A 26,094-nucleotide genomic window follows, 5' to 3' on the forward strand; every position below is an offset into this window, starting at 1 on the left:
GCTTTGGAGACATGATCCAGGCTGATCTGACGATAATCCTGCCGGAAATAATTCTGGCCGTATATGCGATGCTGGCGCTGATAGGGGCGGTCTATACATCAAAGGATGGGCTGGCACCCGTTTTGGTGTGGTCTACCGCTGGTTTGATGGCCTTGCTCGCGATTTGGATCGCGACGAACGGTGATGGCACCAATGTCGCCTTCAACGGCATGTTCGTGGATGACGGTTTCGCGCGCTTTGCCAAGGTTGCGATCCTTCTCTCTGCCGCTGCCGTTCTTTTGATGAGCCAGGATTATATGGCGCGGCGCGGCTTGCTCAGGTTCGAATACCCGTTGCTGGTCGCTCTGGCCGCAGTGGGCATGATGATGATGGTCAGCGCAGGCGACCTGATGTCCCTTTACATGGGGCTAGAGCTGCAATCCCTGTCACTTTATGTCGTGGCCGCCCTGCGCCGTGACAGTGCGAAATCCACCGAGGCCGGCCTGAAGTATTTCGTTCTTGGTGCGCTCAGCTCGGGCCTGCTGCTGTACGGTGCGTCGCTGGTGTATGGCTTCACCGGGACCACGCTGTTCTCGGGCATTATCCAGACGGTACACCACGGAGATGTTTCGGTCGGGCTGCTGTTCGGCCTGATCTTCCTGATCTCGGGTCTGGCGTTCAAGGTCTCGGCGGTTCCGTTCCACATGTGGACTCCGGACGTCTACGAAGGCTCACCCACGCCGATCACCGCATTCTTTGCTACGGCACCAAAAGTGGCAGCGATGGCGCTGTTTGCGCGTCTGCTGCATGATGCCTTTGGCGGAGTGGTCAAGGATTGGCAGCAGGTGATCGTCCTGCTCTCGGTCCTGTCGATGTTGTTGGGCGCAGTTGCGGCCATTGGTCAGCGCGACATCAAGCGACTGATGGCGTTTTCGTCGATTGCCCATATGGGCTATGCTCTGATTGGTCTTGCTGCGGGTACGGAATTGGGCATCAAGGCGATGCTGATGTATCTGGCGATCTATGTGACCATGAATATCGGCACCTTTGCCTTCATCCTTATGATGGAGCGTGACGGCAAACCTGTCACCGATATCGACGCTTTACGTCAGTTTGCAAAGCGTGATCCGGGTAAGGCGCTTGCTGTTTTGATCCTGATGTTCAGCCTTGCAGGCGTGCCCCCGATGCTGGGATTCTTCGCCAAGTTCGGCGTCTGGCAGGCTGGCGTCAGCGCCGGGCTGACCGGTTTGGTGATCGTTTCTGCCATCGCTTCGGTTATTGGGGCGTTCTACTACCTGCGGATCGTTTTCTACATGTATTTCGGGGCCGAGAATGATGAACCGGTCGAAACCCACTCTTCGCCAGTGTTGTGGACTGCTCTGATGGGGTCGGCGGCGCTGATGCTGGTCGGGGTCGTATATCAGTTTGGCATCGAAGGCGCGGCTGCGGCTGCGGCGGCAACTCTTGTCAACTAAGATGCGCATCACACGTTTTTGGAGGGCTCGGTCAGCAGACCGGGCCTTTTTACAATGACCCAATGGCCGCAAGGATATGGCCTGCATATTCTGCAGGAGGTCGACAGCACGCTGAATGAGGCGGCCCGTATCGCTCCAACCGCGCAGGGGCCAGTCTGGATTCTGGCGCACCACCAAACAGCGGCCCGAGGGCGACGGGGCAGGGCCTGGGCCAACCCCAAGGGAAACCTAGCGGTGACCCTACTTTTGCGCCCCGAAGGAAACCTGGAACAGGCGGCGTTACGCAGCTTCGTGGCGGCGCTTGCACTATTTGATGCCTGTGTCGCCGTCACCGGGCGCGCGAGTGGTTTTTCCCTGAAGTGGCCGAATGACGTGTTACTGAACGGCGGGAAATTGGCGGGGATCCTGCTGGAAAGCACTGGCCACGGGCACGGTGTCTCGCATCTGGCTATTGGGATCGGCGTGAACCTGTCCGAAGCGCCCCTCCCGCATGCGGTTGAACCAGGTGCGGTGCGTCCGGTTTCCTTACTGTCAGAAATGGGTGTCGACGTCACGCCAGAAGACTTTTTGACGGAACTGGCTGCGGCGTATTCGAAATACGAGACGCAGTTTGTGACCTATGGGTTTGAGCCAATCAGGACGGCCTGGTTGGACCGTGCGGCCCGGTTGGGTGAGGTGATCACCGCCCGTACCGCAACGTCCGAGTCGGTTGGGACCTTTGAAACAGTGGACGCGGGTGGCAACCTTGTCCTAAACACCGCCAAAGGCCGCGTCAGCATTCCGGCGGCGGATGTGTTTTTCTGAAGGAGGCTCAAATGCTTCTGGCAATTGACTGCGGCAATACGAATACGGTGTTTTCGATCTGGGACGGGGAAACCTTTCTGTGCACCTTGCGCACGTCAACGCACCACTCTCGGACGGCGGATGCCTATTTCACATGGTATTCCACGCTAGTGAAACACTATGGTATTGAGGCGGACATTACAGACGTGGTTATCGCCTCAACCGTGCCGCGCGTGGTGTTCAACCTGCGCATATTCGCAGACAGGTTCTTTGGCTGCAGGCCGCTGGTGGTTGGTAAACCCGAATGCCTGCTGCCCGTTGCTCCACGAATTGACGAAGGCACCATTCCCGGACCTGACCGGCTGGCCAATGCGGTCGGCGCGTTTGACCGTCACGGCGGCGATGTCGTCGTCGTTGATTTCGGAACAGCCACGAATTTTGATGTGGTCGCCTCGGATGGGGCATATGTCGGTGGGATCATTGCGCCGGGCGTCAACCTGAGCCTTGAGGCGTTGCATCAGGGTGCGGCTGCGTTGCCGCACATCGACATTACCCGTCCTGACAAGGTGATTGGTACGAATACGGTTGGCTGTATTCAATCCGGCGTGTATTGGGGCTATTCGGGATTGATCGAAGGGTTGATTGCCCGCATCAAAGCGGAATACGGAATGCCGATGAAGGTCGTTGGGACCGGTGGACTTGCTCCGTTGTTCGATCAGGCCGACGTTGGGTTTGACGCGATCGAGGATGACCTGACGATGCACGGCCTGACTGTAATCCATCGCTATAACAAGGAAAATGGCTCAACATGAGCAGTGAACGACTGATCTATCTGCCGCTGGGCGGTGCAGGCGAAATCGGCATGAATGCCTATGTCTACGGCTATGGGAAGCCGGGGCAGGAGCGTCTGATCCTCGTCGACCTTGGGGTAACGTTCCCCGATATGGACACCACGCCGGGCGTCGATCTGATCCACGCCGATATCTCGTGGCTGCAGGAACGAGCGGATCGTTTGGATGCAGTGTTTGTTACCCATGCCCACGAAGACCATGTCGGCGCGGTTGCGCATTGTTATGAGGCTTTGGGCGCACCGATCTATGCCCGCGCCTTTACCGCAAATATTGCGCGCCGCAAGATGGACGAGCATGGCCACCCAGAAGACGCCGTGCGAACGGTTTCCGCCTGGCCGGAGCAGGTATCGGTGGGCCCTTTCAAGGTCGCGTTCTTGCCGGTCTCACACTCGATCCCCGAAAGCGCGGCGCTGGTCATTGATACGCCCGAGGGGCGGATCGTACATTCCGGCGACTTCAAGCTGGACGCCAATCCGGTTGTAGGTGAACCTTTCGACCCCGACCTTTGGGCCGAAGTCGCCAAGCCCGGCGTTAAGGCATTGGTGTGCGACAGCACCAACGTGTTTTCCCCTCATGACGGTCGATCGGAATCCGAGGTCGGACCTGAAATTACTAGACTGGTCGAAAATGCCAGCAGCATGGTTGTGGCAACGACCTTCGCGTCGAATGTCGCCCGGGTGAAGACGCTCGCAGAGGCGGGGCAAAAGGCTGGGCGCTCGGTCGTTTTGCTTGGCCGGGCGATGCGTCGCATGATCGAAGCGGCAACCGAAACCGGAATTCTGTCGGACTTTCCGAAAGTGATCAGCGCGGAAGAGGCGGTGGATGTGCCGCGCCAAAACCTGATGCTGATTGTTACGGGCAGTCAGGGTGAACGCCGCGCCGCAAGCGCGCAACTGGCGCGTGGAAAATACCGCGGACTGGAGTTGAAAGAGGGCGATCTGTTCCTGTTTTCGTCCAAGACAATTCCGGGGAACGAGCGGGGTGTGATCTTCATCATCAATCAGCTCAGCGAAAAAGGCGTGGATGTCGTGGACGACAGTTCGGGCCTGTATCACGTTTCGGGCCACGCGAACCGGCCAGACCTTGAGAAAGTGCATGCGCTGATTGACCCGCAATTCGTCATTCCGATGCATGGTGAGCATCGTCACCTGCGAGAGCACGTGAAACTTGCCGAAGCGGGCGGTCGGACAGGTGTTTTGGCCGTGAACGGCACTATGCTGGACCTGACCGGCAATGCGCCAAATGTGGTGGATTATGTCGAAACGGGCCGGACTTATCTGGACGGCACCGTCAAAGTCGGCGCTTTGGATGGCGTTGTGCGCGACCGAATTCGAATGGCGCTGAACGGTCATGTGACTGTTACGGTCATTCTGGACGAAGAAGATGAACCGCTGGGCGAGCCATGGTGCGATACGATGGGATTGCCTGAGTTGGGAACCTCTCGTGCTGCCTTGGTTGAGGTTCTTGAAGAAGATCTGAACCAGCTCCTCATGCGCGCCGATGCCAAGACTCTGCGCGACGACGACAAGCTGGAAGAGGCAATGCGTCGAATTGTACGTCAGACGGCCAAGGCAGAGATCGGCAAAAAGCCCGAAGTCACCACTGTTATCAGCAGGATGAATTAAGCGACGGTCAGTCGCTTTCGGGCATCGGATAACCTTTGAGCTTTAGAAATAGGCTTTCCTCTTCCCGATTCAGCAGGAAGGGGACCGATGTCGGCGGCGCGGTGTCTGTCACCCGCGCCGTGATTTCGGCCAGGACAACTTCGGTGATGAAGGGAAGATCGAACTCGCGCGCGCGTTCCAAGGGAACCCATTGCAGATGGGACAGCTCGTCAGACGCGCGGCTGAAGTCATCCAAATTTCCTTGAATTGCTGAAGCATCGACAAGGAAAAACCGCGCATCAAACCGGCGGGGACGCCCAGGAGGGGTCACAGCGCGGAACACGAACTGCAACGCCTCGGCGGCCGGGCGATAGCCCAGTTCAGCGAAACCGGTCCAAGCCACTGGGGCAGGCGTAGGCCAAGCTTCGGGGTGGCCCAGAACCAGCCCGGTTTCCTCCCACAATTCACGAATTGCAGCGGCGGCGAGCGCGTTTTGCAGGTTCGGCTCGGACCTTTCTGCCAGACGGTCCTGACACAGGGTTGGCATGTCAGAGGCCAGAGGAATCTCGGCATCTTCTTTGTCGACCGCGCCACCGGGGAACACGAATTTGTTGGGCATGAACGCAGCTTTGGCTCCGCGTTGTCCCATCAGGATTGACGGATTTGTCATACGGTCGCGCAGAACGATGACCGTCGCCGCGTCGCGGATCGCAGTTTTGCCAACCGTCATACTTTGAACACCTGTATCGTCGGGGTCATTGCGATTTTTCAAACCCATGCATAAGGCGCGCCCATTGATAGGCGACAACAGCACCTTTTAAACGCGGTAACAGGAACAGGGACAATGCCGTGCATCCAATCGCGAATATCAGGAACATCGTCAAAGGCTCGGGCCGCCAATGCACGTATGAGACATGCAGCGCCGGTGCCAGTAGATGCCCGACCAGCAGAATCGTCAGGTAAGCCGGGCCGTCATCCGCCCTGTGGTGAAACAGTTCTTGCCCGCAGGACGAGCAAGTGTGGTTCACCTTCAGATAGTCGTGCAACAGCTTTCCTTCACCGCATTTTGGGCAACGGCAACGAAAACCCTTGGCCAAAGCCGGCCAAGTGGGCCGGTCTTCCTGAGCCGTGGTATCGATCGTTTGATCTGTCATCATGATACTCGCGCGTTCCGATTTGTGGGATATTGCGCATGTTTTGACGTGTAGAAAAGGGGGGTGCGTCGCTTTGTGTCCTTAAAGGGAGTGATGTTTTTTTTGAAATTCTGCGACGGAACCCACGCGCAGCGGCGTTTGAACCTATGTGAGCAGCGGCAACGACGCCGCACAAACAAAGGAAAACCGATATGAAAAGCGCGAAGTTTATCCCGGCGATTGTTCTCTCGGCTGTCGCGATTACAGGCACCTCGGTTCTGGCGGCAGGTCAGCGCGGTCACGAACCTGTGACGTTTGAGGAATTGGATGCGAACAATGACGGGCAGGTCACGCCCGAGGAAATGCAGGCCCATCGAAGCCAGCGGTTCCTGGACGCGGATACCAACGGAGATGGTCAACTCAGCGTCGAAGAGATACAGGCGGCCAGCCAGAAGAAGGTGAACGAACGTGTCTCGAAGATGTTTGAGCGGCACGATGCCAATCAGGATGGCTTTCTGAGCGAGGATGAGTTGCCCAAACCGCGCCGCGCTGACAAGATGTTTGACCGTATAGACGCGGACAATAGCGGTGCGATTTCGGAACAGGAATTTGCGGATGCAAAAAACAAGATGGGTCGGCACCACAAGAAACGCGACAAGGGTGGTTCTGACGATAGCTGATGCGGAATGCAGGATCTGACCTCTTCACTGCAGGATGTTCGTGGTGCGGCCTGCACCGCGAACACGCCCAGCGATGATGCCCTGTTGGGTCAGTTCGCCCGTGGCGATGCAGCGGCCGCGCGCGTTCTGACCGACCGGCTTGGACCGCGAAGTTTTTCGGTTGCCCTTCGGATGCTGGGATCACAGGCAGAGGCGGAAGATATCACGCAAGAGGCAATGATGCGCCTTTGGAAGATGGCCCCGGATTGGGTTTCGGGGCAGGCAAAGGTTTCAACATGGCTGTATCGCGTAACGATGAACCTGTGCGTGGATCACCTGCGCAAGCAAAAACCTGACCATCTGGCCGATGTTCCAGAGCCAGAAGATGGTCAGGCCAGTGTTGCCGAGCGTATGCAGGACAAAGCCCGCTCGGATGCGCTTCAAGTGGCCTTGTCACAACTGCCCGAGCGACAGCGACAAGCCGTTGTTTTGCGGCACATAGAGGAATTGCCCAACCCCGAGATTGCCGGGATCATGGGTATTTCTGTAGAAGCGGTCGAGAGCCTGACCGCGCGCGGAAAACGGAGCTTGGTGGCCATTCTGTCCGATAGGCGTGGTGAATTGGGGTATGACGATGACTGAAGACGAAAAGCAACTGGATCAGTTATTTACGCAAGCCCGTCAGAACCGACCGGAGCTGCCGGATACACTTGCAGTACGCATCCTGACAGACGCCGAAGAAGTGCGTTTGGGTCAGAAGACGCCCGCAGGCAAACCCGCTCGTTCGCTTTGGACGCGGATTGTTGATGGCGTCGGAGGCTGGCAGGGCATGGGGGGGCTGGTCGCGGCCAGTGCAGCGGGTGTGTGGATCGGCTTTGCCGCTCCGGGCTTTTTGCCGGACCCCGCCACCTACATTTATGGGCAGGAAACGAGCTTTGTTCTCGCCGACCTCGATACATCATTTCTGGAGGACACCGAATGAGCGATAGCCCGCAACCCAAGCGTCGGTGGATACCGATCCTTTTGGCCGTGTCCCTTGCGCTCAACCTTTTGATCGTGGGGATGGCTGTCGGAACCGTTCTGCGGGTCAAAGGCAATGATCATGCCAAGGCACCGCCCGGGTTTGGTTCTGCTCTTTATCGCGCGCTGCCGAAGGATGATCGGAAGGCTTTGCGGGGTGATCTGTCGGATCGGCACAGAAAAGGGTCAAGCAGCCGCTCCAGGGATTTCGCAACGCTGAATGAGGCATTGCGCGCCGATCCCTTTGATCCTGTGGCCGTTCAGACGCTGTTGTCCCGACAGGCGCAGTCCATGGCCGATCTGCAAGTGGCTTTACAAGAGCAGTGGCTTGACCGCGTCACGTCGATGACCAGCGACGAGCGTCTGATTTATGCCGATCGTCTGGAAGAGGTCGTTCGTCGCGGACCGCATGGCCGCAAGAAAAAGGACTAATGGTTTCAGGCAGCACATTGTCTGACCCGCACCTGATTTCTGCCTGCTTTCTTTGCAGCGTACAGAGCGGAATCCGCTGACCGGATCAAGCCATCCAACGGCGCAACAGAGGACTTTTGAGGTTTTGTCGCGATAAGCCCGATACTGATTGTGACCTGTACCAATTTCCGATTGTCCGGGGGTGAAAACGGGGACTGACGGATGCAGTCACACAAGGTTCGGGCGATGGAAAGGGCGCCAGATTGCGTTGTTTCCGGCAGGCCAATCAGAAATTCCTCTCCGCCGATGCGCGCGACGAAACCGGCTGATCCAATCGCGCGTTCCAAACGTTTGCCCGCTTCGGTCAGCACAAAGTCACCAGCGACGTGACCGTAACGGTCATTGATTGATTTGAAATGATCCAAATCCGCCAGCATCACCGCAAAACCCTTGTTGGCTTGGGATGACCTGCGCGCAATTTGATCCATGGCGTGCATGGCATACCGGCGATTGTGAAGTCCGGTCAGGGGGTCGATCCAGGATTCGGCGACCCCGCGATACAGCGATGCACGCATCTGATCCAATCGGGATTTCCGGGCGATTTGATTTTCAAGCCGCAACGCAACTTCGTCGGCGCAAAATCCGCTCTGGCAAATCGCATCCACCCTGCGATCAAGCGCATCGGCGGCAAGCTGCGCGCCGTCCTTAGGCAGAACGCCAATCAGCACCGTTCGCCTTGTACCGACCCTTGATCGCAAGTCGGCTAGGGTGCTTAGGGCCTTTGGGTTGATTTCAATGACAATTGCATCGGGCAGAGGGCCTGACAAAAGCCCCTGCAAATTCGAACAGGTATGCGTGGCCAGCGCGTGCCGCGTTTTCCCGGACAGTGCCTTGTGCCACAGCGCGCTTGTCTTGGTGGATTGTGTCAGAACCGCAACCCGAGCAGGCTTTTGTGCTGGCGTGAAACCCGTTGCGGGTTCGGCAAACCCTATCGGTTGCGACCCACTTCCTATTCTGAGTTCCTGAGTCTCGGCGCGTGAACGCAAAAGGCTACGGACCCGGGCAAGCAAGAGAGTATCCTTGAAAGGTGGGGCAATGACATCATCCAGCCCATCCGTAAGCGCTTTCAGTCTGGCCGCCTTGTCGTTCTGGGCAGCAATTGCCGCCACTGGCACATCGGCAAGGTCTGGATCGGCTGCCACCAGTTTCTTGACTTCTGCCGCCGTGCCATCCGGCAGGGATTGCGCGGTCAGCACAAGGTCCGGGCGTGTGCGCCGCAACAGCCCGGCCAGACCGTCCAGCTTTTCGGCCTGCACAACGTGATACCAGGCCGCCGTCAGCTGAACCTTCAGCATGATGCGATTGGTCGAGGTCCCGTCTAGGACAAGGATGGTTCCCTGAACCGACATTTGTGTCACCGTTGATTGCATGCGTTGCCAAAGTGTTTATGAGTCTGGTTAACAAACCATTTCCAATATCTGATCCGGGGCAATTTAATGGTAATATCTGCCCAATCCGCTGAAACTTTGGCCTTGAACGTGCTGGGTTGGCTCGTTGGGAACGAGGAATTGCTACCGGTTTTTCTTGGGTCAACCGGGGCGTCCGTTCAGGATCTAAGAGACAGGGCAGAGGATCCGGATTTCCTTGGGTCGGTACTTGATTTTCTTGTGCTTGACGATTCGTGGGTGATGTCCTTTTGTGACGCCAATTCCGTGCCTTACGAACTGCCCGGTCAAGCCCGCGCAGTTCTGTCTGGCGGCGCGGACATGCACTGGACCTGAAGCTTTTTCCCTGCGGGAGCACGTAATGCCCATTGATGCGATTTTGTTCGACAAGGACGGCACTCTGTTTGATTTTGCGAATACGTGGGGCGCTTTTGGGCGCAACGTGTTGCTGCGTTTGGCGGATGGAGACAATCAGCGCGCGGCGGAATTGGGCCGCATCATCGGGTTTGATCTGGAATCCGTGACCTATTCCGAAGACAGCATTGTGATCGCCGGAACCGTGGAAGAGGTGGCAGACGTCCTGGTTCCGCATCTACCCGACATGGAACACGAAGAGCTGATTGACTTGCTGAACGTAGAATCCGCCTCAGCGCCACAGGCCCCTGCTGTTCCCTTGGCGCCTTTTCTGAACGGGTTGCGCGATGCGGGGTTAAAACTGGGTGTGGCAACGAACGACGGTGAGATGCCCGCGCTCGAGCATTTGGCTTCGGCCGGGATAAGAGAACATTTCGATTTTGTCGCAGGATACGACAGTGGACACGGATACAAGCCCGGGCCGGGACAGCTTTTGGCGTTTGCTGCACATGTCGATGTCGCCCCCGAGCGGGTCGCGATGGTTGGCGACAGTCTGCACGATCTACAGGCCGGGCGCGCTGCGGGTATGACCACAATCGGAGTTCTGACCGGATTGGCCCCGGCCGAGACACTGGCACCATTTGCGGATGTTGTATTGCCCAATATCGGGCATATCCCGGGCTGGCTGGCCAAGGACTGAACGAGGTCGGGTCAAAATCGCCGATCTGAGTGTTGAAACCGACATAGCTTGTCGCAGACAGAGCGGCCAGCCTTCCGACTTCGGGGCTTGCTTAAAGCAACGCCAGTTTCGGGAGGGTCCAATGGCCGACACAAAAACGCGCAGACGCCGCAGCGGTGGACGTGCAGGTGCAGCCGAGCGCAGAGGCACCGCCGTGATTGATCAGATGCCGTGGAATCCACCTGTCAATATCGACAACCCCACCGAACCGTTGGATGCTGCCGGGATCGAAGCGATCCACGAAGGCGCAATGCGTATTCTCGAAGAGATCGGGGTCGAATTCTACAACGAAGAAGCTATCGGCATTCTGCGTGAAGCCGGGTGTACAATTGACGGCGATAACGTCCGAATGGGGCGGGATTTTGTGATGGAGATGGTGGGAAAAGCGCCGTCATCCTTCTCGATCACGCCGCGCAACCCCGATCGTAAGATCGAAATCGGGGGCAGGAATATGCTGTTCGGGAACGTATCCTCTCCGCCAAATTACTGGGACATGGAGATTGGAACCAAGGTTCCGGGAAACCGAGAAATGTGCCGGAATTTGCTGAAGCTGACTCAGTATTTCAACTGCATTCACTTTGCCGGGGGATACCCGGTGGAACCGGTCGATATCCACGCCAGTGTTCGGCATCTGGACGTGTTGTATGACAAGCTGACCCTGACGGACAAAGCCATGCACGCCTATTCGCTGGGCAAGGAACGGGTTGAGGATGTCATGGAGATGGTCCGCATCGCAGGAGGCCTGACCCATGAGGAATTCGAGGCGGAGCCTCGGATGTACACCAACATCAACTCGACCTCACCACTGAAGCATGATCATCCGATGATTGACGGATGCCTGCGGCTGGCCCGGCGCGGTCAGGCGATTGTTGTTACTCCGTTTACATTGGCGGGTGCCATGGCGCCCGTAACAATGGCTGGGGCGGTGGCGCAATCTTTGGCCGAGGCACTGTGCGCGATTGCTTTGTTTCAGTACGTGCGGCCAGGCATTCCTTGCGTCATCGGAACATTTACCTCGAATGTCGACATGAAATCCGGGGCGCCTGCGTTTGGAACCCCGGAATACATGCGCTCCACCCAAATGACAGGGCAGATGGCCCGGTACTATGGCTTGCCCATGCGATCCTCGGGCGTGTGCGCCGCAAATGTGCCTGACGGTCAGTCTGTTTGGGAGACGTCGAACTCTTTGTGGGCTGCCGTGCAATCGGGGACGAACATGGTTTACCACGCCGCTGGCTGGCTGGAGGGCGGGCTGATCGCCAGCCCCGAGAAGTTTATTATGGATTGCGAGATCTTGCAGCAAATTCAAAGGTATATGCAGCCCGAGATCACGGCGACTGGACCTGATGAAATCGCATTGGAGGCAATAAAAGCAGTCGGAAATGACGGCCATTTCTTTGGCATTCAGCATACACAGGACCGCTACACCACAGCATTTTATCAACCCTTCCTGAGTGACTGGAAGAATTATGAAGGATGGAACGTCGCTGGTGGTGTCTGGACGACCGAGCGCGCCCATCACATGTTCAAAGAAATTATCACCAGTTTTGAGCCGCCCGCGATTGACGACGGGATTCGGGAAGAACTTGCCGAGTTCGTCACACGTCGTAAGGCCGAGGGCGGCGCGCCAACAGATTTCTAAGTAGAGGCACGCCTTTTCACATTGAGACTAGGCTGAATTCTACCTATCGGGCTGGTCATTTTGGCTTTTTGTTAAGGTTTCTCGGACCAGACTGAGCATGTAACCACACTGGGGCATCTCATGCATGGTCTGATTAATCGGGCGGTACAGTCATTTGTTTGCGCGACTTATGGACTATCGTGTTGGAAAAACGTGACCGAGGCGGCTGAACTGGGATTTTCCGAGTTTGAGGCCATGCTGGTCTACAACGACGAAATGACTCTGCGTGTTCTGGACATTTTATGCGCGAAGCTAAAGCGGCCGCGCGGGGAACTGCTTGAAGACCTTGGGACTTATCTGGTCTCGCATCCCAATATGGTAGGGTTGCGCCGTCTTCTGCGGTTTGGGGGCGAAACTTATGTCGAATTCCTTCACTCGCTGGATGATTTGTCTGACCGCGTTCGTTTGGCGGTCAGCGATCTGACCTTGCCTGTGCTCGAGTTGAGAGAGGTGTCGCATGCGGAGTTCCAACTCTACTGCTATCCCGGCTTGAAAGGGTATTCGAGCGTTATGGTCGGGGTCTTGTGTGCCATCGCCGACGACTATGGTGCCTTGGCGATGCTGTCCCATGCAGGCACCGAGGGAAAGGTTGAGATTATTTCAATTGTTCTGATCGAAAGCGCGTTTGCCGAGGGGCGACAATTCGATCTGGGGGCGCGCGGTTGATGATGGAAGCATCGGATCTTTCTTCTTTGCTTGGACTATTGTGCCCCATGTTTGTGCTTGTTGACGAACAGGGACAAATCACAAGCGTTGGGCCCACTTTGCAAAAGCTCCGCCCCGAGCAACCCATGCAAGGCCAAGGCTTTTTGGACCTGTTCGAATTGGTTCGCCCACGCTCAATCACCACGACTGCTGCATTGTTGTCGCTGGCAGGTGCCAAACTGCACCTAAAACTACGGGACGAACCACGCACCGCGTTAAAGGGGTTGGTTGCACCGCTGCCGGGGAACAAGGGCGCGATCATCAATCTGTCCTTTGGAATTTCGATTCTGGATGCCGTGCGTGATTATGCCCTGACCAGTGCTGATTTCTCGGGAACCGATCTTGCAATTGAACTGCTGTACTTGGTCGAAGCCAAGTCAGCCGCGATGGAAGCATCACGTTCCCTTAACCTGCGCTTGCAAGGTGCCATGCTTGCGGCTGAGGAACAGGCCTTTACGGATATGCTCACTGGTTTGAAGAACCGAAGGGCCATGGACGTTCTTCTGGGCCACATGGCGTCGGGCAACGCACCATTTGCGTTGATGCATCTGGATTTGGATTTCTTCAAGTCCGTGAACGACCGACTTGGGCACGCGGCAGGTGATTTTGTTCTGCAGCAGGCAGCGCGCATCATGGAGGAAGAAACCCGCAGCGACGATATGGTCGCGCGCGTGGGCGGGGATGATTTTGTTATAATTATCAAGGGCTTGATTGATGAGGGGGTGTTGTCCTCAATTGCGGGCCGTTTGATTGACAGGCTGAGGGAGCCGACGATATTTGAAAGCGAAACCTGTAGGGTATCTGCAAGCGTTGGAATAGCCTTGTCGACCCAATTCAGTAGCTTGAAGGCTGCAGAAATCCTTAAGGCTGCTGACCAAGCTCTGTATGACGCTAAACGATCTGGCAGATCCCGCTATAGCTTTTTCTCACCACCAGCAGGTTCGATAACCGATCCCCCAAAATTGCAGGGTTCCCTACAGCCGCGGTCCGGTATCTCTGGGCAATAGTGCTAGGTGCCCCCGAAGGCTTGCGAAAGTACGTTGGCAATCTGACGCTTCACGCGGGGAAGTTCGCCGACAACGGGCAAAACCCGGCCCTTGAACGCAGCGCGATCCAACTCTTGCGGGACGTCTTCCAGAACGTGGCCCCCGGTACAGGCAAAAAATGGCAGGCAGAGGGCCTTTGCCCCTGTGCCCTGCGCGGCCTCGAAGATGGAGGGTGGTTCTTCCACAAACCCGACCCGGATTGAGCGAAAATCTGTCAATTCCTCGAGCTTCTTGGCGAAATCTCGGGCAACTTTGGACGGGTTGCGGCTGCGCCCAGAGCCATGCGCGGCCAATACGATATCGGTGGTTGATGACACCCATTTTAAATCCGTAACCGCGTCGCCTAGTGTGTCTGCAATCAGCGAAGGCAGGATGGCGTCGGTACCTAAAGGGTTAAGAACGCGCAGCGGCTGTGCCCCAAGACGTTTGGGCAGGGCGCTTGTGACAAACCACCCTTTCGCCATGAACAGCGGAAAAACCACTGTGTCATCGGGCAAGTCCTGTAGTTTCACCTCAAGCGCGCCGGGTGCCGCCAAAGTCGCTGACGTCACCGTAACGCCGTCGCACATCCCGTTTACCTCGGTCGCGTATCGGGCAAGCGCGGCTTCAGCGGGATCTGGATCAGAGGGCTGACCATGAGCGACGATAAGGGCGTAGGGCATGAGGGCCTTCCCGTTTTGAGTTATCGAAAGGTGTGTTGTACCGGGGCAAAGTCAACATGCATTTGGATAGAGTTAGCCCAACAACATGAGCCAGAACCAGACCGTAAGTATAGACGCCCCGGTTCCAACCAAAACCGACGACGCGGCGACTCTTTTGGCCCGCCCATACATGTTGGCAAAGATGTAGGCATTGAACCCGGGCGCCATTGCCGCGTTCAGAACGCCCGATCGAAACAAGTCCTGTGGTAAACCGACGGTAGAGCCGAATAGCCAGACAAGACTGGGGTGCAGCATCAGCGACACGCCGCACACAAAGGCAATCGTGCGGAGGTCGCCTTCGGGCTTGTACTTGACCAGAACCCCGCCCAACGCGAACAGCGCCCCTGGAAGGGCGGCGCGGGTCACAAGGCCAAGGGCTTCATCCACAACGGCAGGAACCTGGATCCCGGACAGGTTGACGGCAAAGCCCAACGCGATCCCTAAGATCAGAGCGTTTCGGAACATCGCCGACAGAACCGAGCGCACCATACGCGTGCCACCGTGCCCGCGATTGCGGACGAACTCCATCACCGTGATGCCCACGCAATAGCAAAAAGGCGAGTGAAACGCGATAATCGCGTAGTTTCCGGTCAGGTTTTCGGGGCCATAAGCGCGCTCGGTAATTGGCAGGCCCAGTAGAACTGAATTCGAAAATAGGCAGCAAAACCCGATGGCGACACAGTCTTCCCAATCCCTGTTGAATATCAGCCGCGCGCCGAACAACCCAGCGCAGAAACACAGCGCGGCCGCCGTATAGAAACTGGCCAGCAGACGCGGATCGAAACTGGCGCTAAGGTCAAGATTGGAAATGGCCAGAAACAGCAGGCAAGGGATTGCAAACCCTTGGGTGAACTTCATCAGCCCGTCGACATGGACCTCTTTGAAATACCCAAGCCGGGTCGACGCATAGCCAGCCCCGATAACCAGAAATACCGGAAGGATGACGTTGATCAGGGATTGCAGCATCTAAGGCTCCACCGGGGTCGCCAACCGGGGCGAGGATATGGCAGAGCAAGTCGTCAGGGCCTTACAGCGCCTGATGTATCACCATGCCGTCATAGGCTGGTGCGATGTGATCCGCAGTTTCCGCATCGACTGTGGCATAATCCAGGTCGATATGCATGTTGGTTAGGACGGCCTTCTTGGGTTGCAACTTTTCAATCCAGCCCAGCGTTTTTTCCAGATGTGCGTGGGTAGGATGCGGAGACCGGCGCAACGCGTCGATAATGAGACAGTCCAGCCCTTCCAACATTGTCCACGCATCGTCGTAAATCTCGGCTACGTCGGGCAGGTAGACAAGATTGCCCATTCGAAAGCCTAAAGCGTCAATCGACCCATGGTTCACTTTGAACGGATGAAAGGGGATCGGACCGCCGGGGCCTGTAACCTCGAACGGGCCATCAATGGTTTTCAGGTCGAGAATGGGCGGGTACGGCGAATTTTCGGGCTGAATAAAGGCATATCCGAAGCGACCCAGCAGATCGTTCTGAGTATCGCCGTCAGCCCAAACAGGGACACGCTCGCGCATGTTGAAAACGATCATGCGCAGGTCGTCGATGCCGTGCACGTGGTCAGCGTGGGAATGGGTGTAGACCACTCCGTCCAGACGGCCCGTGCCTGTATCCAGCAACTGACTGCGCATATCGGGGGTCGTGTCGATCAGAACCGAAGTCGTCCCTTTGGGTCCGTCGCGTTCAACCAGCATCGAGCAGCGGCGACGGATGTTGCGCGGATTGTCGGGGTCACATGCGCCCCAGTGACCGCCCAGTCGCGGGACGCCGCCAGAAGACCCGCAGCCAAGGATCGTACAGCGCAGTTCCGTCATGCAGCCGCCTTGTAAGTTGCGGCCTTTGTGAACAGCCGGTCAAAATTTGCTTGCGTCTGTGCCGCGAATTCCGAGTACCCCATCCCGAAAACTTCAGCCCCTTTTCGGGCGGTATGGGCCGTATAAGCGGGTTCGTTACGCTTGCCGCGGAATGGAGGTGGCGCCAGATAAGGCGCATCGGTCTCGACAAGGATGCGATCGACCGGGGCGCTGGCGAATATGTCCCGAAGGTCCTGGCTTTTGGGGAATGCAGCGATGCCGGACATGGAAAGGTAAAATCCCAGACCCAATGCGGCCTTGGCCAGTTCCGCCGATGATGAAAAGCAGTGCATCACGCAGGAATAGGGCGCGTTGCGATATTCTTCGCTTAGAATCCTCGCCATATCATCGTCAGCCGCGCGGGCGTGGATGATCAGCGGCAAGCCTGTTCGCTGCGCGGCTTCGATGTGGATACGCAGAGATTGCTTTTGTACTTCGGCACTGTCAGCGGTGTAGTGATAGTCCAGCCCGGTCTCCCCAATGCCCACGAATTTGGGGTGCCGGGACAGTTGCACCAGTTCATCAACGGTAGCTATCGGTTCATCCGCGGCGCTCATGGGGTGCGTACCAGCGGCGAAAAAGACCGGAGCATGTGCTTCTGCGATCGCGCGGATGGTGGGTTCATTGCGCAAACGGGTACAGATTGTGACCATCCGCGTCACGCCTGCTTCGGCTGCGCGGGCCACGATTTCGTCCAACTGGCCATCGAAATCAGGGAAGTCCAGATGACAATGGCTATCTGTGATTTGGGGCGTATCGCTCATCTGCTCTGACCGGCGGTTTCCTGTATCTTGAACACCGTATCTAGGACCAGCGCGGCAGGGTCAAGGTTCACCGCTTGACCATGTCGCGTGCGGGCCGTGATCAGGGCTGCGGTATCCGCCCATTGACGCGCCATATGTGGGGACGCGGACAGGCGTGACAGGACTTCCGCCTCGCCCGGCGCGGCCTCTGGCATAGGGGGGGCACCTGTTGCACCCGTGAGGGCAAGCCGAGACAAAGCAATGTCTATCAAAGTCAGCAACAACTCAAAACGCTCGGCCGCGCCGCGTTGGGCTGCGGCCTCGGCCAAGGCCAAGGCACGCTGACGGTCCATTCTTGGAATCGTGCCCAAAATGGCGATGAGTTCTGCGTAAATGTCCAGGCCACTCAAGTTGATCAGGCGAACGGCACTGCCCACAGAACCAGCGGCGAGAGCGGCCAGATGATCCGGGTTGCTTGGCGGCTCGGCCCCGGTTTGTGCCAAAGCCGTCATCATATCTTCGGTGCCCAGCGGTGACAGCCTGAGCGTTCGGCACCGCGACCGGATTGTAGGCAACAGCCGCGATGGTTGGTGCGAGACCAACAAAAGCGTGGTGCGGGCAGGGGGCTCTTCGAGCATTTTCAGAAGGGCATTGGCTGCGCTGACATTCATCTCATCCGCAGAGTCCACGATGACAACGCGCCGCCCACCGTCGGCTGAAGAAAGTCCGAAGAACTTGCCCAGCTTACGGATATCTTCGACCACGATTTCGTTTCGCATCCTGCCGCGGTCGTTCTCGGACCGGGTGACCGAGGCAAGTCCAGGCTCAGCCCCGGCCAGAATGCGATGAGAGACCGGGTGATCCTCGACAATATCCAGCGTTTCAGTTTGTGGGGGCGCTCCGAAAAGGCCATCCTCTCCGGCTGGAGGTGTCGCGAGCAAGAACCGTGCGATGCGCCACGCCAAGGTCGACTTCCCAACGCCACGAGGGCCGGTCAGCAACCAGCCATGGTGCAGCCGTTCCGAATTGTAGGCCGTCAGAAACGCGTTTTCGGCCTCGGCCTGCCCGAAAAGCTGCCGGGTTTCGCGCGGGTGTGGGGCACCGGGTGCCTGATCCGGGGGCGGGGTTTCGTCGCTCATCAATAGTTTACCGCAAAGCCTGCTTAACGATATCTGTCACATCGCTGGCGACACTGTCCATGTCCCGATTGCCGTCGATCACGCGAAATCGTTCAGAAAACTCATCGGCAAGGGCAAGAAATCCGGCTCTCATCTTGAGTTGCAGGTCAAGGCCGAAATCTTCGAACCTTTCTTCTGTTCCCTGACGCCCCTTTGCCCGGTTCAGACCGGTCTGGGGGTCCATGTCGATCAGAAGGGTCAGATCAGGTTCACGACCAATCATCAGATTGTGCAACTGATCCACCAATCCGCGCAGGTCACCGCGAGAAAGGCCCTGATACATGCGGGTGCTGTCGGCAAAGCGATCACATATCACCACTTTGCCAGCGGCCAAAGCGGGTTCGATCGTACGTTCCAAGTGGTCGCGGCGCGCAGCGGTGAACAGCAAAATTTCCGTTTCAGCGGACCACCGATCGGGGTCGCCCTCAAGAACAAGCCTGCGGATTTCTTCAGCCCCGGCAGACCCGCCGGGTTCGCGGGTCAGGACAACGTCGTGACCCATGCCGCGCAGGTGATCGGCCAGCAAGCGTGCTTGTGATGACTTACCCGATCCGTCAATACCTTCGAAGGTCAGGAATAACCCGGTGCTTGTCACAGGGCGTCCAACGGATTGCCGATAACGTCAGTTAACACGATGCTGCCTACGGTCATCATCCGAACAACAAACCCGCCGGTCGCAACATCATTCGCTGCCACCAGAGGGCGGCGAATTTCCGGCAGACCCTCGGGCTTGATGACCAGTTCGGCCAGCTTCTGACCCTTTTTGATCGGCTCACTCGATGCATCGACGGGCCCATCATAGACCACTTCGGCCTTTACATCCTTGTCGCCCAAAACCGGAAGAAGAATAGACAGATCACCATCGGGAACCAGTCCAACCGTCTTTTCCGCACCCATCCAGACTTTGGCTTTGGCTATCGGCGCTTCGGAGTTGGCAATTGTCCTCTCGACAAAATTGCGAAACGACCAGTTAACCACGGCCTCAGCCTCCTCTGCGCGGCGGGCAGTGCTGTCGAGACCGGACAGGACAAAGATCACCCTGCGGTCGCCCTGTTTGGCTGAACCGACAAGGCCGTATCCCGCTTCTTGCGTGTGGCCGGTCTTTAACCCGTCTGCCCCAATTCCCAGTTTGAGCAGGGGATTGCGGTTGCGCGAGTTCGACGGCGCGCGACCGTCAAATTCAAACTCTTCCTCGGCGAACAGGGGATAGTATTCGGGGAAATCGGTGATCAGTCGGTCCGCAAGAACCGCCAGATCATGCACGGACATCATGTGCCCAGCCGCAGGCCAGCCGTTTGAGTTGGCGAAGTTCGAGCTGTTCATCCCCATCTGCTCGGCGCGCTGCGTCATATAGCGTGCGAACCCGGCTTCGGTTCCATCCGGGCTGAGTGCCTCGGCAATCACCACGCAGGCGTCATTGCCGGACAACACGATTATGCCCCGCAACAAATCCTCGACCCGGACCCGGTCCTGCGTATTTAGGAACATGGTCGAGCCGCCATAACTCATCGCGTGTTCCGAAACGGGCAGTTCTTCGTCCAGCGTCAGGCGGCCATCCCGCAGTGCTTCGAACGCGACATACAAGGTCATCAGTTTCGACATCGACGCCGGTGGCAGCGGCTGATCTGCGTCTTTGGACAGCAGTACCGTGCCTGTTGTCTGGTCCATCACATATGCTGCGCGGGCCGTTGTATCGAGGGCCTGGGCAGGCAGGGCAAACAGCGCCAGCCCCAGGGACAAAACAGAAGATCGCAATGAGGTCAGCATCAGGGCCTCCCTTGTTTCAGTTCTTGACCAGGAAGGCATCCGAGAAGCCTAGGTCCTTTACGTCGCTTTGAAGGGCGGTGCGCTCTCCACGGGTTGAGGCGGGGCCTACAAGAACCCTCCAGACAGAATCATCGTCGGTTGCTAGCTCGCGCACTTCGGCAGGCAGCCCGTTGCGGCGTATCTTGTCAGCGGCGCTTTTGGCGTTGGCTTCAACGCCGAATGTCCCGACCTGAACATAAGGTTTGGACAATGGGCCAGAAGACTGTTCCGGCTGGCTTGCCGCACTTGCAGGTGTAGGTTCCGCGGCGTCGATCGCGGCCGCGGCGCCTGCGATCGGATCAAGCGGCGTTTCCGTGATTTCGTCTGCAGGTTTCTTCTGCCACCATTTTCGCTTTGCAGGTTGATCGCTGGGCGGGGTCACCTCTGGATCGCTCAGTGTCGCGGTTGGCGCGGCTTCGGCGGCAGCTTCAATTGTTTCCTCTGCGGCTTCCGTAGCTGTGTCTGTGGCCGCGTCTGCCGCGACCGCAGCTGCGCCTGCTGCACCAGCCGCGACTGCGGCGGTTTCTTTCTTTTGCCACCATTTCCGCTTGGCGGGCTTTTCTGCGCCGTCCTCTGCCGTGTCTACGGATGCGGACTGAGTATCGTCATCCTGTGGTGCAGGGGCGTCTTCGCCCGCGTCCGTCGGAGTATCTTCAGGCTCGGGTTTCGGGGGTTCCGCAGGTTTACGGCGCAGCGCAACGACCTGAACCTTCGTCGGGGACCCTGCCAGAATGCCCAATTCCGCAGCAGCGGCCGAAGAAAGCTGCAAGGCCGGCCCCGGCAGATTTCTTTCCCGACGGAACAGCGCGCCGGTTACGGTCTTGTTGTTGCTGGCGTTCTTGATCCGCACCCGTTCGGGCTGTGTGACGTCCGGGTGAGCCACCCAAACTCCACCCAACGATGGGCGCCCATCCCACAATCCAGCCTCGGTAACGTCGAAGACCTCGGGCGCTTCGACATCGTCGCGGGGATTTCCGGTGGCGTCCGGGAACAGTTCGACCTTGTTGTCATCCTGAAGGCTTTCTGTGGCCGCTTCGGATGACGCGTTGTCAGGGGAAAGTGTCTCATCACAACCTGCGAGGGTTGCGGAAAACACGGCCAGAACCGCCAACGCTCGCGGTTTTGCGCGTGTCTGGGTCGCTCGATTCATTTTGTCATCCCTTGCCTGAAGGGGCCTCGTTTCCCGAGCCCCGCCGATTGCCGGTTCTGAATTGCCGGCCTGTTACGGTCTTTCGATTAGATCATAACCTGCACAAAGTGTCATGGAAAGGCCGCTGCAACTGCTTCGGCAAGATTTCCCTATTTGGTCTTGCCACCGGTTTCGGTTCGCCTTAGACCCAGCGTCACGCGGGGAGGTGGCAGAGTGGTCGAATGCGGCGGTCTTGAAAAGCGTTGAAAGTCGCTTGTAAGCATTTGATTTATTTACCACTAATAAACCGCATGGAACAGGACATGGAACACGTTGACTGCGTAATCTGTGTCCGATTCGTTCCGTCGCGCGCTGAAAGGAAGAGTGGCAGAGTGGTCGAATGCACTGGTCTTGAAAACCAGCGAGGGTGAAAGTCCTCCGTGGGTTCGAATCCCACCTCTTCCGCGCAGCAAAAAACCGCCCCCGAGAGGGCGGTCTTTTTTTGGCGCTGGGCTGAAAATTCAAGGCGTTACGTCAGCGGTTTCACTTCCTTTCAGAGAGTTTGTCGATCCGCCGCCCACTCCTGCCCAGCTATGCGATCTGGTCGAACTGGTGTTTGGGATGGTGCACGCCGCTGAGCGTGGAGAGTCCGTGTCCGACTTTGTTGAACGAGTCAGGAATGGCAGAGACCGCATTTCATTCTGGACCGCCCCCCACCGGGGAGGTGCTGGCTGGGGGGGGATGGTCAAAACAAATGCTCGGGGGCGTTAACCGTTTGGCTCCAAACCAATCGCCGACACCCAATTGCGGACCAAACGCGCGTACTGTCGCGTCGATATATGCGGCCTTTCGTGGAAGCGGCTTGGGAAAAGGAAATTGCGTCCAAGCATCTCCGGGCGACATACCCAGGTCCAGATGGACTGGCGGGTATTTTCCGAAACCTCGAATTTGACTGGCCGCTTTGTTTTGCTCTGGACAACTGTCACGCGTTCGCGGACACGATCACCAGCAACAAGATCGGCTACGTTCAAACGAACGAGATCGCAGCCTCGCAGCTTGCTATCGATCGCAAGATTGAAGAGTGCCAAGTCCCTGAGATTGTCCGAGAGTTCAAGCCGGGCGCGGATGGCCCAGACCTGCTTCGCGAGAAGCGGGCGTTTCTGGCCTATATGGCGACCTTTGTTCCACGGCGGGCGCTTCGGTGAGATGGCAGGAAGTTGAATAATGGACATCGTTTGTCCTCCATCCTTCCCTCCCTCTCCAGGCACCGACACCGTGTCGACCAACTGAATCTATCAGGGAGCTAAAGACAGGTTTTATCAGAGTACTCGACGTTCGTTGGCAGCGCAGCGTATGACCGCCTTGAGCCCAAAGACGACTTAGATGCAGATTATGAGAGCTGCGTTCTTCGCTCATGGCGAAAACCTGATTTTCGCAACAATCGCAAAAACTCGCGTTGACTTTGACTGGTTTTGGGTTCCGAGTGAAATGAGAAACAGCTTACAGGACTATGGGAAGCTCAAGCGTAATGCTCGCTCCTCTTTCGACTTGGTTGATTTCGATCATTCCTCCGTGACGCTCCGCCACTGCAGAGACGATGGACAACCCCAATCCGCTGCCCCCGGAATACTCCAATTGAGAAAACCGATTGAATGCCGCTTCGCTTTGGTCTGGCGAAAGGCCAGCACCATCATCGGTCACAGTTAGGTTGACGTATTTGCCGTCACACCGCAGCACCACTGAAATTTGGCTCAACATTGTGCCGCCGTGTTTGACTGCGTTGTCCAACAGATTCTTTAGAGCCTCAATCAGAAAGACCCGGTCACCGATTACCGGTACCGCCGTCTCAGGTATCGTGACATCGAACTCGATACCCTTTGCTAGGATGTGAACTCCCATCTCCGCGCAGGCCTCTTCCACGACCGAGCGGAAGTCAATTTTATCCATTTGGTCTTGGTGCGTCGGCTGCCTGAGCCTTTCAAGTGATAACAGCTGTTCCGCCACCGTCGCTGAGTTTTTTGCAGCCGCTACAAGCTCTGAGATACGTTTTTCTCGGTCGTCATCCGTTTTCGCGTCCTGCAGAGCTTCGGCCATCGACTGAACAGCCGCAGCCGGGTTTCTCAGCTGATGTGCTGCTTCGGAAATAAACACTTGATGGGCGTTGATGCTTTTTTCCACCTGACCAAAAAGCCGGTTCAGGGTTCTAACAACACCCTGAACTTCGATCGGGACAGGGCGCTTAATCTCACTGAGGTCATCTGGTGAACGCAGGTCAATTGCGTCCTGCAAATCCAGCAAAGGCCTCAGTCCACGAGCGACGCCGAACCATACCACAATGGCGAGGGTGGCCAGCAGAATTCCCATGAGAATTCCTGCGCGGATTGACAATTCATTCGCGAAAGCGTTGCGATCCGCCATACGTTGCCAGACTGTAACTGTCGCATCTCCGATTAGACTGTCTATGGTCACTCGTTCGGTCATCTTAAGAACGCGGACCGGTTCTTGGCGGTAAAGTGCTTCGAAAAACTGCGGTTTGTACGCTTCTTCAGTAGACGGGTTGGTGGCTGCTGGAGGGTAGGCATAGCCTGTCACATAGATGCCGCCGGGTCCCGTTAAGTGATAAAAAATCTCTCCGCCTGACGCGTCACGGATCATGCTGCGTGTAGTTGGTGAAAGCGCGTCACCGCCTGAAATCGCAACATCTCGCGATATTGCGAGACCAGCAGATAACAGGCTGTCGTCGAACAATTCCTGAGCCGTTTTTTGCGCAATCATAAAGCGCCAAAGACCAAGCAGAGCGGCGATTAGTATCAAGGGCGTTAGGATAAGAATGAACAGTCTTAACCTGAGTGAGCCGTGATTGATCACTTCTGCACCTCGAGCAGATACCCGAGACCACGGGCTGTTTTAATTCCAATGTCGAGATCTTGAAGACGTTTTCTCAGCCGAGATACATGAGTCTCAACTGCCGAGGCCTCGACATCGGCACCCACGCCATAGACGTAATCTGTAAGCTGGCTTTTGGGAACAATTCTGCCCCTGCGCTCCAACAGGCATTCAAGCACCGCGATTTCCCGCCGAGGTATATCCATAACTTCGCCGTGCACGCTAACCTGACGTGCGGCGCGGTCGAATTCCAAGCCGCCGATGCTCTCTTTTGCTCCATATTCGAGTTCTTTGCGTCGAGAAAGCGCCCGGATGCGTGCTTCCAACTCGTCCATTTCGAACGGCTTAACCAGATAATCATCTGCACCCATATCCAACCCGGAAACCCGGTCGCTTGTTTCAGCACGTGCCGTAAGCAAGATCACCGGTACGCCATCGCCACGATTGCGAAGAGATTTCAGGATCTCCAGCCCAGATTGTCCGGGCAAATTGATGTCCAGAACAACCAAGTCTGCGCCTTCTTGCGCAAGATACAAGTCAGCCTCGTTGCCGTCCGCAAGCACTTCTGCCGCATGACCGCGGTCACGCAAACGATACGCAATGGCGTTGGCGAGGGTCTCGTTATCCTCGACTATGACGATCCGCATTCGGGCTCCTGCAAGTTTCGCGCAAGGTTGGCGCTCCATGATTGCCAGATGGGAGGGGGAATCAACCCCACAGTTCTATTTGCGATCACGGTGGCGCAGAGGACGCTAGCGTGGTTGTCTGGTCAACAGGGAGGAACCAATGACCATTTCCAACTTCACCCGTCGCGCCGTCGTGGGGCTGATCGCCGCCGCCGGTATCGCCGCACCTGCCGCTGCCGAGGTCGATTTCTCGGGCAAGACCATTGAATGGGTCATCCCGTTCTCGGAAACGGGTGGCTCCGCCAAATGGGCCAACTTCTTTGCACCACTTCTGTCCGAAGCCCTGCCGGGCCAACCCACTGTTGTTGTGAAATTTATGCCGGGCGCTGGTTCAACCAAAGGCGCAAACTGGTTCCAGGAGCAGAGCCATGATGACGGCACTTTGCTGTTTGGCACCTCCGGTTCAACTCAATTCCCATATCTGCTGAGCGATCCTCGCGTGCGCTATGAATACAACGACTGGATCCCGGTTATGGCGTCGGGAACCGGTGGTGTTGCCTATCTGAACGCCGAGGACGGAGCAAAGTTTGATGGCTCAGCGAACGCGCTGAAAGACACAAACTTCATTTACGGCTCGCAGGGCGCGACACGCCTTGACCTTGTGCCGCTGCTGGCATGGCAAATGCTGGGCATGAGTGTTGAGCCTGTTTTTGGCATCAAAGGCCGTGGCGATGGTCGTCTGATGTTCGAGCGCGGTGAAGCCAACATCGATTATCAGACCTCGTCCGGCTATCTGGGTGGATCGGCCCCGCTGGTTGAATCCGGTCAGGCCGTGCCGATGATGACCTGGGGGGCGCTGGATGCGGATGGTAATATCGTCCGTGACCCGACTTTCCCAGATATCCCGACATTTAAGGAAGTATGTGAGGCCACCGATGGTTGTGAAACCAGCGGTGAGGCATGGGATGCGTGGAAAGCATTCTTTGTAGCCGGTTTCCCGGTTCAGAAACTGGCGTTCCTGCCGGGTGATACACCTCAGGAAGTGGTCGACGCATACACAGCAGCGTTCCAAGCTGTGACTGAGCGGGGCGACTTTGCCGACATCTCCTCGAAGCGCGTGGGCAAATACCCGGTTTTCGTAGGTGACGGCTCTAAAGCGGCATTGCAAACCGCGACAAACGTCGACGGCAACGCCAAAGCCTACGTTCTGAACTGGCTCAAAGAAGCCTATGGTGTCGAGCTAAACTAAGCTCTAACACCACTGCGCGCGTCCCAA

The 26,094-nt window shown here is 57.1% G+C and carries 27 protein-coding genes, 1 tRNA gene and 1 pseudogene; 15 read left to right on the forward strand and 14 right to left on the reverse strand.

All coding sequences use genetic code 11. The annotated features are described in order from the left end of the window. The first annotated feature begins 11 nt into the window (after positions 1 to 11). The 4 genes from nuoN to GOX75_RS01935 are packed head-to-tail and all read left to right on the forward strand — an operon-like array spanning position 12 to position 4,713. On the forward strand, positions 12 to 1,454 hold the full coding sequence (nuoN, locus tag GOX75_RS01920; RefSeq protein WP_171120801.1) for an NADH-quinone oxidoreductase subunit NuoN: 1,443 nt from the start codon (positions 12 to 14) through the stop codon (positions 1,452 to 1,454). Between the two features lie 54 nt (positions 1,455 to 1,508). Continuing rightward, positions 1,509 to 2,258, forward strand: coding sequence for a biotin--[acetyl-CoA-carboxylase] ligase (locus GOX75_RS01925; RefSeq protein WP_171120803.1), 750 nt, complete (start codon positions 1,509 to 1,511; stop codon positions 2,256 to 2,258). Positions 2,259 to 2,269: 11 nt separating this feature from the next. After that, a complete protein-coding gene (locus tag GOX75_RS01930) occupies positions 2,270 to 3,049 on the forward strand; it encodes a type III pantothenate kinase (protein ID WP_171120805.1) in 780 nt (259 codons plus the stop codon). Continuing rightward, positions 3,046 to 4,713, forward strand: coding sequence for a ribonuclease J (locus GOX75_RS01935; RefSeq protein ID WP_171120807.1), 1,668 nt, complete (start codon positions 3,046 to 3,048; stop codon positions 4,711 to 4,713). The genes GOX75_RS01930 and GOX75_RS01935 overlap by 4 nt, the downstream gene beginning before the upstream one ends. A gap of 7 nt (positions 4,714 to 4,720) precedes the next feature. On the opposite strand, the gene GOX75_RS01940 is transcribed toward GOX75_RS01935, so the two are convergent. Both GOX75_RS01940 and GOX75_RS01945 read right to left on the reverse strand, forming a co-directional pair. Next, positions 4,721 to 5,422 (reverse strand): NUDIX hydrolase, encoded by a 702-nt coding sequence (locus tag GOX75_RS01940; protein ID WP_171120809.1) that lies wholly within the window; start codon positions 5,420 to 5,422, stop codon positions 4,721 to 4,723. Positions 5,423 to 5,447: 25 nt separating this feature from the next. Beyond that, positions 5,448 to 5,846, reverse strand: a complete 399-nt coding sequence (locus GOX75_RS01945) for a DUF983 domain-containing protein (RefSeq protein ID WP_171120812.1) — start codon at positions 5,844 to 5,846, stop codon at positions 5,448 to 5,450. A 191-nt stretch (positions 5,847 to 6,037) separates the two neighbouring features. Between GOX75_RS01945 and GOX75_RS01950 the strand changes: the two genes are divergently transcribed. The 4 genes from GOX75_RS01950 to GOX75_RS01965 are packed head-to-tail and all read left to right on the forward strand — an operon-like array spanning position 6,038 to position 7,936. Beyond that, positions 6,038 to 6,505: an EF-hand domain-containing protein gene (locus tag GOX75_RS01950; RefSeq protein WP_171120814.1), complete on the forward strand. Its 468-nt coding sequence runs from the start codon at positions 6,038 to 6,040 to the stop codon at positions 6,503 to 6,505. A 6-nt stretch (positions 6,506 to 6,511) separates the two neighbouring features. Beyond that, a complete protein-coding gene (locus GOX75_RS01955; RefSeq protein ID WP_171120816.1) occupies positions 6,512 to 7,126 on the forward strand; it encodes an RNA polymerase sigma factor in 615 nt (204 codons plus the stop codon). Continuing rightward, positions 7,119 to 7,466 carry a hypothetical protein gene (locus GOX75_RS01960; RefSeq protein ID WP_254428672.1) on the forward strand — a complete coding sequence of 116 codons (348 nt, stop codon included), beginning with the start codon at positions 7,119 to 7,121 and terminating at the stop codon, positions 7,464 to 7,466. Before GOX75_RS01955 ends, GOX75_RS01960 begins: the two co-directional genes overlap by 8 nt. Continuing rightward, a complete protein-coding gene (locus tag GOX75_RS01965) occupies positions 7,463 to 7,936 on the forward strand; it encodes a periplasmic heavy metal sensor (protein WP_171120820.1) in 474 nt (157 codons plus the stop codon). The genes GOX75_RS01960 and GOX75_RS01965 overlap by 4 nt, the downstream gene beginning before the upstream one ends. A gap of 5 nt (positions 7,937 to 7,941) precedes the next feature. On the opposite strand, the gene GOX75_RS01970 is transcribed toward GOX75_RS01965, so the two are convergent. Beyond that, positions 7,942 to 9,324 carry a diguanylate cyclase gene (locus tag GOX75_RS01970; protein WP_171120822.1) on the reverse strand — a complete coding sequence of 461 codons (1,383 nt, stop codon included), beginning with the start codon at positions 9,322 to 9,324 and terminating at the stop codon, positions 7,942 to 7,944. An 87-nt stretch (positions 9,325 to 9,411) separates the two neighbouring features. On the opposite strand from GOX75_RS01970, the gene GOX75_RS01975 reads away from it, so the two are divergent. From GOX75_RS01975 to GOX75_RS01995, 5 genes are all read left to right on the forward strand, one after another. Then, positions 9,412 to 9,696 (forward strand): DUF3572 domain-containing protein, encoded by a 285-nt coding sequence (locus GOX75_RS01975; RefSeq protein WP_171120824.1) that lies wholly within the window; start codon positions 9,412 to 9,414, stop codon positions 9,694 to 9,696. Between the two features lie 25 nt (positions 9,697 to 9,721). Then, complete coding sequence (locus GOX75_RS01980) at positions 9,722 to 10,414, forward strand: HAD family hydrolase (protein ID WP_171120826.1); 693 nt, start codon at positions 9,722 to 9,724, stop codon at positions 10,412 to 10,414. 121 nt (positions 10,415 to 10,535) lie between these two features. Beyond that, positions 10,536 to 12,095: a trimethylamine methyltransferase family protein gene (locus GOX75_RS01985; RefSeq protein ID WP_171120828.1), complete on the forward strand. Its 1,560-nt coding sequence runs from the start codon at positions 10,536 to 10,538 to the stop codon at positions 12,093 to 12,095. 120 nt (positions 12,096 to 12,215) lie between these two features. Further along, the gene (locus GOX75_RS01990; protein WP_171120830.1) at positions 12,216 to 12,800 is read left to right on the forward strand and encodes a heme NO-binding domain-containing protein; all 585 of its coding nucleotides are present in this window, start codon (positions 12,216 to 12,218) and stop codon (positions 12,798 to 12,800) included. Next, positions 12,800 to 13,846, forward strand: coding sequence for a GGDEF domain-containing protein (locus GOX75_RS01995; protein ID WP_171120832.1), 1,047 nt, complete (start codon positions 12,800 to 12,802; stop codon positions 13,844 to 13,846). The genes GOX75_RS01990 and GOX75_RS01995 overlap by 1 nt, the downstream gene beginning before the upstream one ends. Positions 13,847 to 13,848: 2 nt before the next feature. On the opposite strand, the gene GOX75_RS02000 is transcribed toward GOX75_RS01995, so the two are convergent. The 8 genes from GOX75_RS02000 to GOX75_RS02035 all read right to left on the reverse strand — a co-directional run bounded on the left by GOX75_RS02000 (position 13,849) and on the right by GOX75_RS02035 (position 21,327). Beyond that, complete coding sequence (locus GOX75_RS02000) at positions 13,849 to 14,547, reverse strand: CbiX/SirB N-terminal domain-containing protein (RefSeq protein ID WP_171120834.1); 699 nt, start codon at positions 14,545 to 14,547, stop codon at positions 13,849 to 13,851. 72 nt (positions 14,548 to 14,619) lie between these two features. Further along, the gene (locus tag GOX75_RS02005; RefSeq protein ID WP_171120836.1) at positions 14,620 to 15,552 is read right to left on the reverse strand and encodes an AEC family transporter; all 933 of its coding nucleotides are present in this window, start codon (positions 15,550 to 15,552) and stop codon (positions 14,620 to 14,622) included. Between the two features lie 61 nt (positions 15,553 to 15,613). Continuing rightward, the gene (locus GOX75_RS02010) at positions 15,614 to 16,411 is read right to left on the reverse strand and encodes an MBL fold metallo-hydrolase (RefSeq protein ID WP_171120838.1); all 798 of its coding nucleotides are present in this window, start codon (positions 16,409 to 16,411) and stop codon (positions 15,614 to 15,616) included. Then, a complete protein-coding gene (locus tag GOX75_RS02015; RefSeq protein ID WP_171120839.1) occupies positions 16,408 to 17,214 on the reverse strand; it encodes a TatD family hydrolase in 807 nt (268 codons plus the stop codon). The genes GOX75_RS02010 and GOX75_RS02015 overlap by 4 nt, the downstream gene beginning before the upstream one ends. After that, positions 17,211 to 18,332 (reverse strand): DNA polymerase III subunit delta', encoded by a 1,122-nt coding sequence (locus GOX75_RS02020; RefSeq protein WP_171120841.1) that lies wholly within the window; start codon positions 18,330 to 18,332, stop codon positions 17,211 to 17,213. Before GOX75_RS02020 ends, GOX75_RS02015 begins: the two co-directional genes overlap by 4 nt. 7 nt (positions 18,333 to 18,339) lie before the next feature. Then, positions 18,340 to 18,966, reverse strand: coding sequence for a dTMP kinase (gene tmk, locus GOX75_RS02025; RefSeq protein ID WP_171120843.1), 627 nt, complete (start codon positions 18,964 to 18,966; stop codon positions 18,340 to 18,342). Further along, a complete protein-coding gene (locus GOX75_RS02030; RefSeq protein ID WP_171120845.1) occupies positions 18,963 to 20,138 on the reverse strand; it encodes a D-alanyl-D-alanine carboxypeptidase family protein in 1,176 nt (391 codons plus the stop codon). Before GOX75_RS02030 ends, tmk begins: the two co-directional genes overlap by 4 nt. Before the next feature lie 16 nt (positions 20,139 to 20,154). Then, positions 20,155 to 21,327, reverse strand: coding sequence for an SPOR domain-containing protein (locus tag GOX75_RS02035; RefSeq protein ID WP_171120847.1), 1,173 nt, complete (start codon positions 21,325 to 21,327; stop codon positions 20,155 to 20,157). Between the two features lie 357 nt (positions 21,328 to 21,684). Between GOX75_RS02035 and GOX75_RS02040 the strand changes: the two genes are divergently transcribed. Continuing rightward, positions 21,685 to 21,771 (forward strand) — tRNA-Ser (locus GOX75_RS02040). Between the two features lie 305 nt (positions 21,772 to 22,076). Here GOX75_RS02040 and GOX75_RS02045 read toward each other — a convergent pair. From GOX75_RS02045 to GOX75_RS02055, 3 genes and pseudogenes are all read right to left on the reverse strand, one after another. Continuing rightward, a pseudogene (locus GOX75_RS02045) lies at positions 22,077 to 22,538 on the reverse strand (tyrosine-type recombinase/integrase); the annotation flags it as partial. 268 nt (positions 22,539 to 22,806) lie between these two features. Then, positions 22,807 to 24,174, reverse strand: a complete 1,368-nt coding sequence (locus GOX75_RS02050; protein ID WP_371808131.1) for a sensor histidine kinase — start codon at positions 24,172 to 24,174, stop codon at positions 22,807 to 22,809. After that, complete coding sequence (locus GOX75_RS02055) at positions 24,171 to 24,839, reverse strand: response regulator transcription factor (protein WP_170390157.1); 669 nt, start codon at positions 24,837 to 24,839, stop codon at positions 24,171 to 24,173. The genes GOX75_RS02050 and GOX75_RS02055 overlap by 4 nt, the downstream gene beginning before the upstream one ends. A gap of 139 nt (positions 24,840 to 24,978) precedes the next feature. Between GOX75_RS02055 and GOX75_RS02060 the strand changes: the two genes are divergently transcribed. Next, a complete protein-coding gene (locus GOX75_RS02060; protein ID WP_170390158.1) occupies positions 24,979 to 26,067 on the forward strand; it encodes a tricarboxylate transporter in 1,089 nt (362 codons plus the stop codon). Positions 26,068 to 26,094: the final 27 nt, after the last annotated feature.

Origin of the sequence: Ruegeria sp. HKCCD7251 (genome assembly GCF_013031165.1) — a bacterium.
Taxonomy (GTDB): Bacteria; Pseudomonadota; Alphaproteobacteria; order Rhodobacterales; family Rhodobacteraceae; genus Ruegeria.